Genomic DNA, 17,203 nt, shown 5'->3' on the forward strand with positions numbered 1-17,203 from the left:
GCTTCGCCACTCGCCGCAGCCCGCAAAGCCCGCCACGCCGGCAAGGTCGCCCCGTCTCAAACCCGCACGACCAACGCGCCGCTCACGCGGCGGATCAGGTTGCGGGTCTCGAGCATGCTGACCGTCGCCAGCACGCGGTGAGCGGGCAATTCGGAGCGGTCGATCACGTCGTCGATCGCCGTTGGGGCCGCTTCGATCGCTTGCAGCACCAGTCGTTCTTGGTCGGTGAGCTTCAGTTCGCCCACCGATCGGGTGCTGGCGCCCCCCTCGCCGGGGATCGGCCGGGTGAGGCTGCCGAGCTCTTCCAAGATGTCGTCGATCGACGTGACGAGCTTCGCCCCGTCTTGGATCAAACGATGGCAGCCGACCGACTGCGGGCTGTCGAACGGCCCCGGCATGGCGAAGACCTCGCGGCCCTGCTCCGTGGCGTGGCGGGCCGTGATCAGGGCGCCCGATCTGCCGGCCGCCTCGACAACCACCACGCCGAGCGACAAGCCGCTGATGATCCGATTGCGTTGCGGGAAAGAGCCGCTCATCGGCGGCGTGCCGGGGGGCGATTCGGTGACGAGCGCGCCTTGCGCCGCCACTTCGTCGGCCAAGCGGCGGTGCTCGGGAGGGTAGATCTCGTGCAGTCCGCCGGCCATCACCGCGATCGTCCGCACGCCGGCCCCCAACGCCGCGCGGTGGGCCACGCCGTCGACGCCACGGGCCAAGCCGCTCACCACCACCAACCCGGCGCGGGCCAGGCTCTCGGCGACCCAGGCCGTCGCCCGCTCGCCGTAGCGCGTCGGTCGTCGTGTGCCGACAACCGCCACAGCCATCTGGTCCGCCGGCTCGAGCACGCCGCGTACGTAAAGCACAGCCGGCGGGTCGGGGATCTCGCGCAGCGAGGCGGGGTAACGCGGGTCGCTATCGACCACCGGCTCGATACCGAGTTCCCGCGCCCGATCGAGCCGCCGCCGCGCCTCGGCCGCGTCGATCGTCCCGGCCATGGCCTGCACGAGCTTCGGGCCGACGCCGCTCACGCGTCGCAGCTCATCGCCCGCCGCACGCAACGCCCCCTCGGCCGACCCGAAGGCGGCGAGCAGCTTGCTGCGCGTGCGCGGACCGAGACCGCGGGTCGAGCCCAGACGCATCTCGGCGATCAGGTCGTCGGGCCAGTCCATCGCCGGGGAGTGTCGCCAGGGGGGCCAAGTGAGAGAACCGCGAACAGGCCGAGGCTAATCACTCGGCGTGCGGTTCGCCACCTAATTGGCGGCCCCTTTCAGACGGCTCCCGACAGGTTGGCGCTCTCAGTACGCCGGCGTCGACGCGGGGGCCGGCTCGCCGGCGGGCGAATCCGCGCCCTTGGCGCCGTCGCTCGGGTAGGGGACGAGCCCCTCGTCCAGCGAGCGGGCCACCACGACCAGACGCACCAGTTCGGCGGCCGATTTGGCGACCATCTTGCGCATGATCTTCGACCGACGCAGCTCGACCGTCCGCAGCCCGATGCCGAGCTGCTGGGCGATCTGCTTGTTGGCCAGACCGGTGAGCATGGCGTCGAGCACCGACACCTCGGCCGGGGTGAGCTTGGCCAGCCGCTCCCGCAGCTCGAGCCTCCAGCGGCGGACCGGGGTCGAGGCGGCCGTTTGGCTCAGGAAGCGGCTCAAACGGGCGTCGTCCGGCTGGACGGGGCCCGACGATTCGAGCAAATCGGCGGCGCCTTGCTGCATCAGCCCCACGGCCGCGGCCACCGTGCAAGACGACGCAGCGACGAGGATCGGCAGCTCGGGATGCGCCTCGAGCAACCGGCCGAGCGCGCCGTCTTGGAGCAGGGCGGCGGGGTCGGACGCCAGCACGAGGGCGTCGAGTCGGGGTGGCCCCTCACCCGCCGCGATCGTGTCGAGCGAGGCGCTCGTCAGCGTGAAACCAGCCTGCTGGCCAGCGAGCTGGATTCCGGATAGTTCGGGCGACGGCGTAGAATGGACGGCGTGGCACAGGATGTAGGTGTCTTGGTTCAACGTCGGCTCTCAAAAATAACGGTTTCAACGGGCATTTCGCTGGTTCGTCCGCCTAACGCAACCGGGTTGACCCCCAGTTCTTTTAACCGCTCAAACGGCGGCAGACCGCCTCCGACTTAGCGGGAAACGGCTTTGGGGTGGCTGACTCTTGGCGGAGTCGATCGAAAGCCCAGCGCATCACCACAGCGGCCTTGTCACGGCGAGTGGGTCTGAGCAAGCAAGAAACACAGGGGGGGAAGGGGGGAGGTGGGATGGTTCCAGACTGGCAGGAACCCCCCAATTCCTGCTAAGAGCAGATTGGCCAAAATCAGACTAAAAAGCAATTAGGCAGTACCAAACTGTGGAAATTACGCCGGACCGAACTGCCTACTAGAGCCTACCTTGCGTTTTATGGGCCATCAATCGCGAAATTCGTGCGATTATAGCGAACGTGTGATCAGATTCACCCTCCCAAGCCCAAAGAGTCCCGCACATCGCCCACTGGCGGATCAGCGACCAGTTCCACCTCGCCCAGCCTCGAAGGCAGGATGAAGTTCAGCTTCCCGGCGCTGACCTTCTTGTCACGCCACATGAGCCGCACGAGCTCGTCCGGGTCGAGATCCGCGGGCGCTGTGAGCGGCAGGCCGAGCTTCTCGAGCAGCGCGTGCTGCCGGGAAGTCACGTCGGCGCCGATGCGGCCGAGCCGCTCGGCGAGACGCGAGGCGCACAGCATGCCGATGGCCACCCCTTCGCCGTGGAGCAAACGGGTGTAGTTGGTGGCCGCCTCGAGCGCGTGGCAGAACGTGTGGCCGTAATTGAGAATCGCCCGCCGGCCCGACTCCTCACGCTCGTCCGCCTCGACCACGTCGGCCTTCAGCCGGCAGCAGCGCCGCACGATCTCGGCCAGCACCGCCGAGTCGCGGCCGTTGATCGCGTCGGCCTGTGCTTCGAGATACGCAAAGAACGGTTCGTCCATGATCACGCCGTACTTGACCACCTCGGCCAGCCCCGCGCGGTACTCGCGGTCGGGCAGGGTCGTGAGAGTGGCGACATCGATCAGCACGCCGGCGGGCTGCCAGAAGGCGCCAACCATGTTCTTGGCGCCCTCAAGATTCACCCCGACTTTGCCGCCCACGGAGCTATCGACCTGCGCAAGCAGCGTGGTGGGCGCCTGGAAGAAAGTGAGCCCGCGGGCGAACGTGGCCGCCACGAAGCCGGCGAGGTCGCCGACCACGCCGCCGCCGACCGCCAGCACCATGGTCTGCCGGTCGCAGCCCTCTTCGATCATCGTCTGCCAGAGGTCGTGGGCGACCTCGGGGTCCTTGCTCGACTCGCCCGGGTCGATCACCAGCACGTGCGTCTCGATGTCGGCGTCGGAGAAGCGGTCGGCCACGGCGTCGGCGTACAGGCCGTCGACGTTCGAGTCGGTGATCACGGCGACATGCGACACGGCGTGGCGCTGCTGGACGAAATCGACGATTCCCTCCAGCACGCCCTCGCCGATTTCGATGTCGTAGCCACGCTCGGCGAGATCGACACGGACGGAATGTTGTAGTTCGCTCATCGGGCGGCACGCGTGGGGAAAATGCCTTCGTTGCTAGCAGCGAAAGCGGGGCGAAGGGAGGGAAACCCCCAGTATAACGTCCCCCGGAGCGATGGTCCCTAGCCGACGGCCCATGGCCGTCGGGGGCCGCACGGGCAGCGCTCCGACGACCGTGGGTCGTCGGCTATTTGGCTCTTTTCATGCGCTAGCCCGCTCCCGCGCTGCGAATGCTCTGGGACGCGTAGCCAAGGCGCCCTAGACTCCCGCCCCTACCGCTGCGCGAGCGTGCATGCGGACCAAGCGATACCCCGAGCGTGCGGAGCGAACGATGCGATCGATCGCGGTCATCAATCAAAAGGGAGGCGTCGGCAAGACGACCACCACCGTGAACCTGAGCGCCGCCCTGGCGCGAGCCGGGCACCGGGTGGGGGTCATCGACCTCGACCCGCAGGCGCACGCCTCGATCCACTTGGGCGTCGACCCCAAGCGGCCGTTGCCTACGACCTACGACCTGCTCACCGGCGACGTCGCGATGGCCGATACTTGGCGCGAGGCCGGGCCGAACCTGTCGGTCGCCCCTGCGCATATCGACCTGGCCGCCGCCGAGAGCGAGCTGGCTGGCGTCGTGGGCCGCGAGGTGATCTTGCGTGACAAGCTCGCCCAAGAGGCCGAGCGGTTCGACTACCTGCTGATCGATTGCCCGCCGTCGCTCGGCGTGCTCACGCTCAACGCCCTGACCGCGGTCGAAGACGTCTTCTTGCCGCTGCAACCGCACTTCCTCGCGCTGCACGGCCTGAGCAAGCTGATGCAGACCGTCGGCCTCGTGGCCGAACGGCTCAACTCGCGACTGCGGATGGCGGGCGTGGTGCTCTGCCTGTACGACTCGGGAACGAAGCTCGCCAGCGAGGTGTCGGCCGACGTGGCCGAGTACTTCCAGGGCCTGCGCGACCGCGGGCCGGTCTGGAGCAACGTGCGGCTGTTCGACTCGCGCGTGCGACGCAACATCCGCTTGGCCGAGGCGCCGAGCTTCGGCCAGTCGATCTTCGACTACGACCCGTCGAGCCCCGGCGCGAAGGACTACCTGGCGCTGGGCGACGAGGTGATCGCCTACTACGCCGGCCGCGACCTGATCACCCAAGCCGCCGCTTAAGCGAGCCGGCGGGCGTAAGCCCCCGGCGCCTTTTGGCGTGAAGCCGCGGCGCGCAAGCTGCTCCGGCCGCTGACGCTCACGGCTCGCCAGTCACTTTGTCGGCGATGCCGCGAACGACTTCGCCGCGGCCAGGCGCTCAGCGATCGGCGGGTGGCTGTGCAGCAGCACGACCTCCAGCGGGTGCGGGTTCGGGTCGGCCTTGTTCATCCGCGCCAACCGCAAGAAAGCCGTGCGGAACGATTCGGGGTCGCCCGTCGCCTCGAGCGCGTAGCGGTCGGCCTCGCGTTCGTGCTTGCGGCTCATGAAATTCATCAGCGGGCCGATCAGTGTTCCCATCATGGCGAGCAACAGCATCATCGGCGCGAGCGTGGCGGTGGGCCACGCGACCGGGTCGGTCAGGCCGGTCCATCGGGTGATCGCTAGGTGCGTCGCGCCGAAGCCGACGATGGCGATCACGGCTCCCGCCACGAGCAGCTTGGGGATGTGGCGCCGCACGTGGTGCCCCACTTCGTGGGCGAACACGACATCGACCTCCTCGGGCGAGAACGCCTCGAGCAGCGTGTCGCCCATCAGAACGCGCCGCGTGCGGCCCAGGCCGGCGAGCATGGCGTTCGCCTTTTTCGTCTCGGCGCCCATGCCGAGGCGGTAAACGCCCTCGATCGTGAGCCCGCCGTCGGCCGCCAGGCGTGTCATCCGCTCGAGCAGGTTGGGGTCGTCGATGCGGTCGACCTTGTAAAACAGCGGCAGCAGGAGCACCGGCGTCAGTTGCCCCAGCACGACCGAGACGACAAAGAACGCCGCAGCCGCAGCCAGCCACCACCACCCGCCCGTCAGGCCGATGATGGCGAACAGGCCGCCGAACAGCAGCGAGTTCATCACCACCGCCAAGGTGTTGTTGATCGCCCAGTTGCGCAGCCAACCCATGAAGGACTGGTTGCTGAGCCCGTAGCGGTGCTCGATCAAGTAGCCGGCCGTGAACGAGATCGGCGAGGAGACCACGGCGTGCAGCACCGTGACGACCGCCGCCAGGGCAAAGGCCCGCAGCACCGAGGGGTCGCCCGTGGGGATGAAACCGGCGAGCCAGGCGTCGAGCGGCTCGGCGAGCCACACGGCGGCCACGGCCAGGAAGGCGAAATCGACCACCTTATCGACCAGGTGGCAAACGAGCGTGGCTCGGTTGTAGCGTTTGGCGTCTTCGAGCTGGGCGCCGCTGAGCGGCGAGGCTTCGACCGAATCGGCCGGCTGGCCCTCGACCACGTTGGCCCCCTCCAAACCGTCCGCTGCCGAGTTGGCTTCATCGGGGTCAGCAGCGTTGCCTTCACTTGTCGCGCCGGGGGAGAGGTCCATAGTGGGGGGCAACTCCGGTTGGTTCACAAAGAGCAGGTAAAACGGCGGCCAACCGGCGACGAAAGTCGGTCTGCTGGTCACTTTTCAGGATAGGACCCAGGAGGGCCCGTGTCGTGGCGCCGCCAAGATCGGCCCTCAGGCGGCGAATAGCGAACTCGAGGTCCCCTGGATTGCGCTTGCATTGAGCCAATGTAATCGCTCGAATTTGCGATATGAGGGAACTATCCCTGCTGCCGCTCGTCTCACTTGGCACAGAACTAGGCGATTCATGCCCATTCGGCGCCGCCTGTAGCGTTTTTTCGGAGATTGGGTGTTCAATTACCACACAGCAAGATTGACACTTTTTTGCAAAGACGCGCAATTTTGGCAGGCCGTTCGCGGCCGCCGCGGTGTTGAGTCGTCGAGAAACAATCTCACCAAAAACCGGCTAGATACGATGAACAAAGGCTTTCCACGGCGTTGCTGGCGCCTCGGGGCCTCGGATTTGGCTCTTCTGGCACACGAGGTGCATTAAGGGCCACGGCTACGCGGCGGACTTGGCGACTGTTCGACGAGCCCCGCCACGCAGCGGATAACCGCAACCCAAGGAACACGCCCTATGCACGGGGCGCGGAGTTGTGGCTAACTTATTTGACGACGGCGAGCAGCATGGAATGCCGCTCGGAGAGCGTCGGACTCATGAAGAGGAGTTCGTACGATGAAAACGAATAGCACGGAGGTTCGTGGCGCTAGCGCCACACTGCTCGAACCCAAGACTCAAAAGGCGCAACCAGCCTCCACCTCGCAAAAAACAGTCGAAATGACCGACGAACAGCTGCTCGCCGCCCACCGCGACGACCCCGATGCGGGTCACCTCGCCGCGCTGATCAAGCGTTACGAGCGGGAGCTGTACAATTACCTGCGTCGCTACACGGGCGACGCGGCCATGGCCGAAGACGCCTTCCAGGGGACCTTCCTTCAGGTCCACCTGAAGTGCGACAAGTTCGACACCGGCCGCCGGTTCCGGCCCTGGCTCTACACCGTGGCCACTAACCAGGCGATCGACCTGCAGCGTCGCAACCGGCGCCACCAGATCGTCAGTCTCGACCGCGCCAACCGCTCGGAGCACGCCGAGGTGGGGTCGCTGATCGATTTACTTTCCAGCGGAGAGGCCGATCCGAGCGAACGCTTCGACACGGCCGAGCGTAAGGAGTGGGTGCAACGAGCCGTCGCCGCCCTGCCGGAGCAACTCCAGAGTGCGGTGTCGCTCGTCTACTTCCGCGGCCTGAAGTACCGTGAGGCCGCGGCCGAGCTTTCCATTCCGGTGGGCACCGTCAAGAGCCGACTCCACTCCGCCATCAACCAGCTGGGCCAGTCGTGGCGTGATTCGCACACCACGAACTGATTGCCCGTGGTACCCCTCGTCCGCCCGGCGGCGCCACAATGGCGTCGCCGCGGCGTGGTGAGCTATGATGGGTGAGTGCCGAAGGCCGGGGCGACGTCCGGCCGGAGCAACTCCGCGGCGGGCCCCCCTACTCGAAGGGCGACGCCCCGCCGCAACGCCCTCACCCGCCGCCCCGCGATGTGCGATCCGAAAGCTGTCAGCTACGTGTTTGGCGAACTCGCCGACGAGGAGCTGGCCGAATTCGAACTCCGTCTCTTGAACGACCCCGAACTGCGCGAGCAGGTCGAACGGGTCCGCGAGAGCCTCGACGGCTGCGAGGGCGGGACCTGCCCCCGTGGTTTGGCCGATCGCACCTTCCACGAGATCCGCGCCGCCCGTGCTCTGGCCGCCTGCGAGGCGCTTGCCTCGCCCGCGTCACGCTGCCGGTGGTCGCTCGCCGATGTGACTCTCGGCTCGCTTGCGATCGCCGCGGTGCTGATGCTCGCCGCGCCCGCCGTTCTCGCCTCGCGTGAAACGGCCCGCAACACGGCCTGTGTCCACAATCTTGAACGCCTCGGTCAGGCGTCGATGAACTACGCCACTTACCACCAGCGGCGTTACCCCCACGTGTCGCTCGACGAGAACGCCGGGCGGTTCGTCTTGCGGCTGGTCGATTCGGGTTACCTGCCGCGCAGCGAGTGGACCTCCTGGGTTGTTTGCCCCTCTTCGCCCGAGGCGGAGTGGATGCTCGACGCGGACGCCAACCAGCGGATGCCAACCGCCGAGCAGCTGTCCGTCGCCCGCGGCGAGCAGCTCGTGTCGCTGCAGCGACGCATGGGCGGCTCCTACGCTTATCGCGTTGGCTACTTCGAGAGTTGCCAGTATCAGTCCGTGCAAAAACGATCCGACTGCCGCTCCGCCCTGCTGAGCGACGCCCCGCGGCTGTGCGCCGACGGCAGATCGATCCGCGCGAGCTTCAATCACGGCGTCGCGGGCCAGAACGTCTTCTTTGACGATGGCCAGGTGCGGCGGGTCGTCGGCTGCATCGTGCCGGTGGTCAACGACCACCTCTTCCTCAACGCCAGCGGCGACCGGGCCTCGGGTCAAACTTGGCGCGACGCCGTGCTGCTCCGCAGCGAGGATTGCCCCTGGGGCCACCCGACCCCGGCAACGCCGAGCTTTTGAGTTCCGCCAGAGACCCAGCCACCGCCGTGTGGCGTGGGCCCTTGGTTTGAGGCCTCTATCTTGCCTGGCCTCGTCTTGATGCCCGAACGAGTGTGCGTGTTGCGAAAACGCCACACATTCGCCCGCGTGGCTAGCCGCCGCGCAGCTTGCCCCGACGGCTGCAAACCCCTTGTGGCATAGAGGCGACAGGCCTCCACAGCCGCCGCACGGCTCTCGCTTTCGGCAACGGGCGCCGGGATTGCATCACGCACTGGCGTCACCCTGCGTCTGCTCGCCAGACGCTAGCCGAGAACCACCTCCGCAGCGCGGCCCGGATGAACTCACGCCAAACCGTCGAGATGTCAGCCCTTCTCTGTTTGAAGAGCGGCCCCGCGATCGAGTCTTGCCCCGCGATCTGTGAGGCGGCTCTCTCCGAGTACTGGATCGCGACCCGCTGCCGGCTGAACGAGTGGGGGCGGCGGCTGCGCGCCCTCGGCGACAGCCAAACGAACGCCGGCGCCGCGTCGGCCGAACGGACGACCAGCGGCGAGGAGACAAACGACCCGCTCACCACGCTGGCCGAGGAGATCGTCGCCACACAACTGCTCACCCGCGCGGTGGCGGCCGTCACGCACGCGTACGACACCCGCCACGGCCGGCCCAATGCGGGCCCCATCGGCCGCAACGCCCTGGAGGGCCACAACGAGGCGCTCAGCCGCTTGCGAGCGATTGTCTTTGCCGAGTGGCGAGCCGACTCACCCCAATCGCGTCACCTCACTTCCCTGGGCAGCAGCATCGACCACTGGTCCGACGCCCTGCTGGCCTATGTCGGTCCGGCCGACGTCGTCCGACGGTTCGCCATCGACCCCGACCGGCTCACGGAGTTCGCCTACGACGCCCGCGCGCACGGCGAGAACGCCGCCCACGGCGCCGAGAAGCTGATGCTTCTGTCGATCCGAGCGGCGTTGCAGTCGGCGAGCCGGCCGCCGATCGACGCCGAGCTGAACCGCCGCATCGCCGGCGCCGCGCTCGGCCTGCTGGGCGCCGAGGCGTTCGACGGCCTGGGGCTGCCGCGATCGCCCTGGATGGCCCGCCTGGAGCGCTCGGCGGACGAGACCATCGCGATGGTCGACCGGCTGTTCAGCGAAGAAGCGGGGTCGTCCCGGAGCGTGCCACTGCCCGACTCTCGCTGGCGCGTTTGAAGCTTGCATCGCGCAGTGGGAGTGATCTGGTCGCCTCACCGCCGCCTCAGCCGCTGTCCTGGAAGCACTTTCCTCCATTTCAGAATCTTAGCGATATGCTAAGATAGAAGTAGGGCCGCAAGGCGATCAGGGCGGGGCTATATCGGGATGCACATCATATCCAAGAAGCGGCTGAGAGAGTTCTGGGACAAACACCCAAGGGCGAAGTGTCCGCTTTCCGCGTGGTACAAGGTCGTCGATGCCTCCAACTGGGAAAGTATCGCCGAGGTTCGCAAGACTTACCCCCACGCCGACCAAGTCGGCAAGTTCACGGTCTTCAATATCGGCGGGAACAAGTTCCGGCTGGTCGTGGTCGTTCGCTACAAGTACGGAAAGGTCTACATCCGTCGCGTGATGACGCACGCCGAATACGACAAGAACGACTGGAAGGAGGAGTAGCATGACCACACCCACAAAGAAGAATACCTCACCCGGTTGGGTGGCGGAGTACATGGAGCTCGTCGCACGCCTCCCGCTGGTGCCTATTACGAGCGACAGCAAGCTGGATGCAGCGTCAAAAAAGATCGACGAGCTTCTGGATCGCGACCGTCTTGGGCGGGGCGCTGAGCGTTACCTGGAGGTCCTGTCTGACCTTGTCGAGAAGTACGAGAACAGCCGCCACGCCGTTGAGAGGGTCTCCGACGCCGAGTTGCTCGAGCACCTTATGGACGCTAAGGGGGTGCGTGCGGCCGAGGTCGCTCGAGAAACCAAGATCGTCGAATCAACACTTTCGAACGTGCTCAAAGGAAAGCGCGCCTTCACACGCGAGCACATCGGCAGGCTATCGCGTTACTTCGGCGTGGGCCCCAGCGTCTTCACTTATTAAAGCGCCTTTACGCTCCGCCCAGGACCCGCTTCCGGCCCGCCACGCGCTCGCGGAGCCGCTCCGGGTCGTCGTCCGGCGTGGCTTCGATCAGGCGGCGGGTGTAGTCCTCTTTTGGTGCGGCGTAGATCGCCTGCGACGGGCCGAACTCGACGATCTTGCCGGCGTTCATCACCGCCATCATGTCGGCCATGAACTTCACGACCGACAGGTCGTGGCTGATGAAGATGTACGTGAGCCCGCGTTTCTCTTGCAGCCGTTTGAGCAGGTTCAGCACCTGCGCCTGCACGGACACGTCCAAGGCCGAGACCGACTCATCGCAGACGATGAACTCCGGCTCGACGGCGATCGCCCGGGCGATGCAGATCCGCTGCCGCTGGCCGCCGGAGAACTCGTGCGGGTAGCGCCGGAGGTGCTCGGCCTTGAGGCCGACTTCTTCTAAGAGCGCAGCGGCGCGGTCGCGGCGCTCCGATTTTCCTTTCACGAGCCGCTGCACGACCATCGGTTCGGTGACAATCGCCTCGACCGTCATCCGCGGGTTGAGCGAGCCGTAAGGGTCTTGGAAGATGATCTGCATGCGGCTGCGCATGCGGCGCATCTCGCCGCCGCTGAGGTGCGCCACGTCCGTGCCGTCGTAAACGACCTTGCCGGCGGTCGGCTCGATGAGCCGCAAGATCGCCCGGCCGGCGGTCGTCTTGCCGCAGCCGCTCTCGCCCACGAGGCCGAGCGTCTGGCCGCGGTAGATGTTGAACGAAATGCCGTCCACGGCCCGCACGTGGTCGACCACGCGGCCGAAGAAGCCGCGCCGCACCGGGAAGTGAACCTTCAGGTCATCGACCGCCAGCAGCGGCTTCGTCCCCTCGTCCACGGCCGTGGTGTCGGCGGTGTGGGTGGTCTCGTCCCAAGGGTGGCCGATCGCGGTGAGCTCGCTCTTGGGGTGCAGCAGCGGGCCGCGACCGTGCTCGGTCATGCGGCGGATTTTTTCTTCGTCGAGGCTCTTCTCGAATAACCTCACCTCGCCATCGGGAAGAATCTCTTCGCCCATGAAGTCGGCCACGGTGGGCAACAGACGGTACTTCGACTCGAGCCGCGGCCGGCAAGCCAGCAGGCCCTTGGTGTAAGGGTGCTGGGGCGACTCGAAGATCTGCAGCACCGGCCCCTGCTCGACGACCTTTCCGCGGTACATCACGAGCACCTCGTCGGCGATCTCGGCGATCACGCCCAGGTCGTGCGTGATAAACAAGATCGCCATGCCGCGGTCGTCGCGCAAGCGGCGGAGGATGTCGAGGATCTGGGCCTGGATCGTCACGTCGAGCGCGGTGGTCGGCTCGTCGGCGATCAGCAGCTTGGGGTTGCAACTGAGCGCCATGGCGATCATCACCCGCTGCTTCTGACCGCCGGAGAGTTGGTGGGGGTAGCTGTCGACGCGCTGCGCGGGCTCGGGGATGCCGACCTCGTTGAACAGCTCGATGGTGCGCTGCCGGGCCTCGCTCTTCGACATCCCCTCGTGCAGCTCGAGCGCCTCCATCACCTGCGAGCCGACGGTGAACACCGGGTTCAATGAGGTCATCGGCTCTTGGAAGATCATGCTGACGTCGGCGCCGCGGATCTTGCGCATCTCCGGCTCGGGCAACCGCACAAGGTCTTGCCCCAACAGCGCGATGCTGCCGGTCTCGATCTCGGCCGAGGAGGCCAAGAGCCGCATCACGGAGAGCGACGTGACGCTCTTGCCCGAGCCGCTCTCGCCCACGACGCCGAGCGTGCGGCCCGCCTCGATGCGGAGCGTGAGATCGTCAACGGCCTTCACGACCCCTTCCTCGGTGTGGAAGTAGGTGCGTAGGTCTTGGATGTCGAGTACGGCTTCGGTCACGGTCTTGTCCGTTGAATGGCCACAAAAAGGCACTAAAAGTCACAAAGAGGGGTCGGGGGCGTCGAGGACGTACTTTTTGATGTAGAGCGTTGGGGCGCCGAAGTTAATCAAGAGACCGTTCTCCATTCTGGAGGAACGGAGGTAACCGAGCAATTGAGCAATGTGCTCGTTCACAATCGATTTGCAAGCTTTAAGTTCAACGATCAGCACCCCCTCAATGAAGAGGTCAGCGAAGTAATCGCCGAGCACGGTTCCGTCCTCGTCGAGAACAGGCAACGGATGCTGTTGCTTCACTTCGATCCCCAGCTTGCGAAGCCTGCCGCTCAATCCATTCTCATAAACCTTCTCCAAATGCCCGTGACGGAGATAGGAATGGAGATCGTAGCTCGATTGCCGAACGATGTCGCACAACTCGTTGATGCTTCCCCAAGTGGCGGCCATCGCTCCCCTCTTATTTCGTGCTTTCTTCGTGCCTTTTCGTGGCTATTCTAATCGCTCTGCTTGAGCCGCGGGTCGGTCGACTCTTGCAGGCCTTCGCCGATCAGGTTGTAAGCGAGCACCGTCAGGAAGATCGCCGCGCCGGGGAAGAAGATCAGCCACCAGGTCTGTTGGATCGTCGCCCGGCCGGCCTGCAGCAGCGCGCCCCAGCTCGGGTTGGGCGGAGGCGGGCCGAAGCCGAGGAAGCTGAGGCCGCTCTCGAGCAGGATCGCCGACGCGATGCCGAACGTGATCGGCACCAAGATCGGCGCCAGGGCGTTGCGCAGCACGTGGCGGAAGATGATCCGTGGCCGGCTGGCGCCGATCGCGCGGGCGGCGGTGACGAAGTCCATCTCCTTGAGTTTCATGAACTCGGCCCGCGCCAGGCGCGCGATGCCGGTCCAGCGCGTCAGGCCGATCACGGCCATGATGTGCCAGATCGTCGCCTTGTCGACGATCGCCAAGAGCGCCAGGATCAGCACCAGCGCCGGGATGCAGAGCACCAGCTCGATGACGCGGCTGAGCAAGATGTCGGCCCAGCCGCCGAAGTAGCCCGCCAGCGCCCCGACCACCACGCCGACGATCGAGGCGATGCCCATCGACACGAAGCCGACCACCAGCGCCGTACGCGAGCCGTGCACCATCTGGGCGAACACGTCGACGCCCTGCTGGTCCGTGCCGAACAGGTTGAGCGAGCTCGGCTTGCCCTCGGCGCCGAACGGGTTGCCGGGCCGCCCGGGCCACTCGTCGTCCATCACACGGCGGTAAGGGTCTTGGTAAACGAGCGGCCAGATGGCCCAGCTCTCGGGGTCTTTCTCCTTAAACTTCGCGTCGCTGTAGCGTTTGCGGAAACGGTCTTTCTGGAAGACGGGGTTCTCCCAGCGGGGGTTGAAGTAGCCCATCGCCGGGAAGTAATAGCCGCCTTTGTAGTAAGCGACCACCGGCTTGGTGCCCGCGATCGCCGGCGAGAAAAGCGCCACAACCACGAGCAGCAGCACGAACAGCAGCGCGACGACCGCCAGCCGACGCTGGCGGAACTTGCGCCACGCCTCGCCCCAGAACCCGGCCGAGGGCCGCGTAGAGATAGCCGACAACGACGCCTCGGGCGAGACGGTCGTCGGCTGCGCCTGCACGGCCGACGCCTCGGCGTGCAACTCGGCCCGTTCGGCGGGGCGTTCTTCGGGAGGGTTGTTCGGGTCGGACATGGGAGGCTTCAGTGGTACGTGACCCGCGGATCGACCACCGCGTAGAGGATATCGGCGAGCAACTGGCCGACGAGCGTCAGCAGCGAGAAGACGAGCGTCAGGCCCATGATCGTTGGGTAGTCGCGTTCGCCGATCGACTCGAAGAACAGCGTCCCCATGCCGGGCCAGGCGAAGATCCTCTCGAGGATGATGCCGCCCGACAGCAGCGAGGGGAGCGTGAGCCCCATGAGCGTGACGAGCGGGATCAGCGTGTTGCGGAAGGCGTGGTGCACGATCACCCGCGCGGGCGAGAGCCCCTTGGCGCGGGCGGTGCGCACGTAATCCTGGCGGATCGCCTCTTCCATGTTGGCTTTGATGAAGCGGGTGTAGTACGCCAGCGAACCGTAGGTAAAGCAGGCCACGGGCAAGATGGCGTGGTGGGCGACGTCGAGCGTCTTGCCCCAGAACGAGAGGCTCTCGTACGTCTGGGTGTCGACGATGCCGGTGAGCGGCATCCAGCCGAGCTTCACGGCGAACACGATCTGCAGGTAGAGCGCAGCCACGAACGACGGCAGTGAGTAGAGCATGTAAAGCACCGTGCTCATGCCGCGTTCAGCCGCCGTGTTGCTCTTCACGGTCGACCACAGCCCAAGGGGGATCGCCAACAAGTAAGTGAGCACCAGCGACGTGACGGTGAGCAGGAGCGTGGCGGGGACGCGGTCGCCGATCAGCTTGGCCACCGGCTCCTTGCGCGAGATGGAGCGTCCCATGTCGCCGCGCACGAGGTTGCCGATCCACACCACGTACGCCTGCGGCCACGGCTTGTCGAGGCCGTAGAGCTTCTCGAGCCGGGCGAGGCTCTCGGGGCTCATCTGTCGGCTGGGGTCGCCCCCCTCGGCCAGGGTGAGCGGCGTGCCGGGCATGTTGCGCACCAGGGCGAAGATCACAAACGTGATCATCGCCAGCGTCATCGCGCCGATCATCAGGCGCCGGATCAGGTAGTTGAGCATGGTCACGCTCCTCTCCCCATCAAGGGGAGGGGAGACTTACTCCTTCGGGAACCACAAACCCAACAAGCCCGGCTGCACGCCGTAGGGGTCGCGGGGGCTGAAGTTGAAACCGCGCAGCCGCTTGTCAAAGCCGTACAGCGACTTGCGGTAGAACAGCCACAGGTTCGGCTGGTCCTCGTAGAGGATCTCGTGGATGCGGGCGTAGAGGGCGGCGCGTTTCTCGCGGTCGAACTCTTTCTGCCCCTGGCGGAACAGCTCGTCGACCTCGGGGTTGCTGTACTGGCTGAAGTTGCGGCCGCCGCCGGTGGCGAAGATGTTGTCCAGCGTGGACGGGTCGGTCCCCGTGCCCCAGCCGCCCATCAGCGCCTGGAACTTGTGGTCCAGGGCCAGCTGGGTCTTCACCGTGAACTCGACCGGCTTGACGTTGCAGACCACGCCGATCTGGTCGAGGTTGTCCTTGAGCAGCGTGCAGGCCTTGATCGCGTTGGGCTGCTGGTAAGTGATCAGCGTGAACTCGAACGGGACGAGCCGGCCGTCGATCTCCTTGTCGCGCACGCCGTCGCCGTCCGAGTCGTCCCAGCCCGCTTCGTCCAGCAGGTCCTCGGCCTTGTCGAGGTCGCGGACAAACGGCTCGACGTCCTGCGAGGCCATCCACGCCGCGGGATTGAAGATCCCCGTGCCCTGCTCGACCAAGCCGTAGAACACGCTCTGCAGCATCTCATCGAAGTCGAACGCGTACGCCATCGCCCGTCGCACGCGGGCGTCGCGGAAGATCGGGTCCTTGGTGTTCCATTCGATGTGGAACTCGGTCCATTCCAGGCCGCTCGCCTTCGTGTTGCGCTCGTAAAAGTCGTCGCCCTTGGTCTGCGTGAGCCACTGCTCGGCCGTGAGGCGAGCGTCTTGCAACTCGCCCGACTTGAGCGCCAGCAGCGTGGTGTTCGGGTCGGTGATAATGCGGTAGCGAAACTCCCTAAGATACGGCCGGTCGCGCACCTGCTCGCCGTCGTGCATGTACCACGACTCGCGGCGGCGGAGCACGATCTCCTGGCCGCGCGTGCGGCTGGCGTACTCGTAAGGCCCGAGGGTGACCGGCTTGAGCTCGTGCTTCAGGTGATGGTCGCTCGCCATGAGCGTCGGGTCGTCCTCGAGACTCTCCTCGTAAACGTGCTTGGGGATCATCGGGAACTGGATGTTCTCGGTCCACGAGGCCAACGGCTCGCGGTGGAACATTACGACCGTGCGGTCGTCGTAGGCGTGCACCCAGCGCAGCTTCTCGACGGTCGACCGGACCGCTGGGATCGGCGCCCGCGGGTCCATGATCGTGCGGTACGAGAACTCGACGTCGTGCGCCGTGAAGGGCGTGCCGTCCGACCAGGTGAGGTCGTCGCGCAGCACGAACTTGTCGTACATGCGGTCCTCGCTCGCCTGCCACGACTCGACCGCCCAGCCAACGGCGCGCGGCGTGAAGTCGGCGTCGAAGCCGATCAGCTGCAATCCGGTGAGTTCGAGCAGCTCGAACTCCACGGTGGAGTTGATCATCACCGGGTTGAGGCTCTTGGCGTCGGCGCTCACGTGGTGCAGGAACACCGCGTCGTAGTCGACCTCTTCGTCGCTGGCGGGGAGCTGGCGGACGACACTGTAGATCTTTTGGTTCGACTCGTCCGAGTCGTTGCGTAGCGCCATCGCCTCGGCCTCGCTCACCAGGGGCGGCTCGCCCGCCAGCCGCTCGCGCAGCGTCTCCCTGGCGTTGAAGACCGGCATGTCGACCCAGGCGGCCGAGGCGTCGATCTCTTCGAGCGGCGGCGGATCGAACGGCTCGAGCTCCGTGCCGAGCGCGGAGACCCCTGCCTCGGTCGTCTCTTCCGGCTCTTCCGCAGGCTGTTCGGAGGTCTCCCCTTCGCTGCTGGCGGCCGGTTCGCCCGGGACGTCGCCTCCCGGCCCGCCGCAGCCGACCGACCACACGAGCGTCGCCAGCAGCAGCAAAGGGATCGGCGACCACACGCCGGGGCGCCGGCGCACGCAGAGGGTTCGGTCCGTCATTGTCAAAGCGTC

Annotated in this window: 15 protein-coding genes; 6 read left to right on the forward strand and 9 right to left on the reverse strand. The window is 66.2% G+C overall.

Going from position 1 to position 17,203, the window contains the following annotated elements:
• Positions 1 to 56 precede the first annotated feature (56 nt).
• The 3 genes from dprA to aroB form a co-directional block, all read right to left on the reverse strand.
• Positions 57 to 1,166 carry a DNA-processing protein DprA gene (dprA, locus tag Mal64_RS07475; protein WP_146398565.1) on the reverse strand — a complete coding sequence of 370 codons (1,110 nt, stop codon included), beginning with the start codon at positions 1,164 to 1,166 and terminating at the stop codon, positions 57 to 59.
• Positions 1,167 to 1,292: 126 nt separating this feature from the next.
• The gene (locus Mal64_RS07480; protein ID WP_146398567.1) at positions 1,293 to 2,000 is read right to left on the reverse strand and encodes a response regulator transcription factor; all 708 of its coding nucleotides are present in this window, start codon (positions 1,998 to 2,000) and stop codon (positions 1,293 to 1,295) included.
• A gap of 442 nt (positions 2,001 to 2,442) precedes the next feature.
• Entirely contained in the window at positions 2,443 to 3,543 is a 1,101-nt protein-coding gene (gene aroB / locus Mal64_RS07485) for a 3-dehydroquinate synthase (RefSeq protein ID WP_146398569.1), read from the reverse strand.
• Positions 3,544 to 3,850: 307 nt separating this feature from the next.
• On the opposite strand from aroB, the gene Mal64_RS07495 reads away from it, so the two are divergent.
• Complete coding sequence (locus tag Mal64_RS07495) at positions 3,851 to 4,672, forward strand: ParA family protein (protein ID WP_146398571.1); 822 nt, start codon at positions 3,851 to 3,853, stop codon at positions 4,670 to 4,672.
• Positions 4,673 to 4,762: 90 nt separating this feature from the next.
• Here Mal64_RS07495 and Mal64_RS07500 read toward each other — a convergent pair whose 3' ends face one another.
• Entirely contained in the window at positions 4,763 to 6,019 is a 1,257-nt protein-coding gene (locus Mal64_RS07500; protein ID WP_146398573.1) for a M48 family metallopeptidase, read from the reverse strand.
• A 799-nt stretch (positions 6,020 to 6,818) separates the two neighbouring features.
• On the opposite strand from Mal64_RS07500, the gene Mal64_RS07505 reads away from it, so the two are divergent.
• The 5 genes from Mal64_RS07505 (at position 6,819) to Mal64_RS07525 (ending at position 10,613) form a co-directional block, all read left to right on the forward strand.
• On the forward strand, positions 6,819 to 7,403 hold the full coding sequence (locus Mal64_RS07505) for an RNA polymerase sigma factor (protein ID WP_231993606.1): 585 nt from the start codon (positions 6,819 to 6,821) through the stop codon (positions 7,401 to 7,403).
• A gap of 177 nt (positions 7,404 to 7,580) precedes the next feature.
• The gene (locus tag Mal64_RS07510; protein ID WP_146398577.1) at positions 7,581 to 8,567 is read left to right on the forward strand and encodes a hypothetical protein; all 987 of its coding nucleotides are present in this window, start codon (positions 7,581 to 7,583) and stop codon (positions 8,565 to 8,567) included.
• 338 nt (positions 8,568 to 8,905) lie between these two features.
• The gene (locus Mal64_RS07515) at positions 8,906 to 9,748 is read left to right on the forward strand and encodes a hypothetical protein (protein WP_197525544.1); all 843 of its coding nucleotides are present in this window, start codon (positions 8,906 to 8,908) and stop codon (positions 9,746 to 9,748) included.
• Between the two features lie 147 nt (positions 9,749 to 9,895).
• Positions 9,896 to 10,186, forward strand: coding sequence for a type II toxin-antitoxin system HigB family toxin (locus Mal64_RS07520; protein ID WP_146398581.1), 291 nt, complete (start codon positions 9,896 to 9,898; stop codon positions 10,184 to 10,186).
• A gap of 1 nt (position 10,187) precedes the next feature.
• Positions 10,188 to 10,613: a helix-turn-helix domain-containing protein gene (locus tag Mal64_RS07525; protein WP_146398583.1), complete on the forward strand. Its 426-nt coding sequence runs from the start codon at positions 10,188 to 10,190 to the stop codon at positions 10,611 to 10,613.
• Positions 10,614 to 10,620: 7 nt separating this feature from the next.
• On the opposite strand, the gene Mal64_RS07530 is transcribed toward Mal64_RS07525, so the two are convergent.
• From Mal64_RS07530 to Mal64_RS07550, 5 genes are read right to left on the reverse strand one after another with little or no spacing between them, the layout of a single operon-like run.
• Positions 10,621 to 12,480 carry an ABC transporter ATP-binding protein gene (locus Mal64_RS07530; RefSeq protein WP_146398585.1) on the reverse strand — a complete coding sequence of 620 codons (1,860 nt, stop codon included), beginning with the start codon at positions 12,478 to 12,480 and terminating at the stop codon, positions 10,621 to 10,623.
• A gap of 39 nt (positions 12,481 to 12,519) precedes the next feature.
• Positions 12,520 to 12,921 carry a GxxExxY protein gene (locus Mal64_RS07535; RefSeq protein ID WP_146398587.1) on the reverse strand — a complete coding sequence of 134 codons (402 nt, stop codon included), beginning with the start codon at positions 12,919 to 12,921 and terminating at the stop codon, positions 12,520 to 12,522.
• Between the two features lie 47 nt (positions 12,922 to 12,968).
• Complete coding sequence (locus Mal64_RS07540) at positions 12,969 to 14,162, reverse strand: ABC transporter permease (protein WP_146398589.1); 1,194 nt, start codon at positions 14,160 to 14,162, stop codon at positions 12,969 to 12,971.
• Between the two features lie 8 nt (positions 14,163 to 14,170).
• The gene (locus Mal64_RS07545) at positions 14,171 to 15,151 is read right to left on the reverse strand and encodes an ABC transporter permease (RefSeq protein WP_146398591.1); all 981 of its coding nucleotides are present in this window, start codon (positions 15,149 to 15,151) and stop codon (positions 14,171 to 14,173) included.
• A gap of 36 nt (positions 15,152 to 15,187) precedes the next feature.
• The gene (locus Mal64_RS07550) at positions 15,188 to 17,191 is read right to left on the reverse strand and encodes an ABC transporter substrate-binding protein (protein ID WP_231993607.1); all 2,004 of its coding nucleotides are present in this window, start codon (positions 17,189 to 17,191) and stop codon (positions 15,188 to 15,190) included.
• Between the last annotated feature and the right edge of the window lie 12 nt (positions 17,192 to 17,203).

It is taken from the genome of Pseudobythopirellula maris (genome assembly GCF_007859945.1).
Classification (GTDB): Bacteria; Planctomycetota; Planctomycetia; order Pirellulales; family Lacipirellulaceae; genus Pseudobythopirellula; species Pseudobythopirellula maris.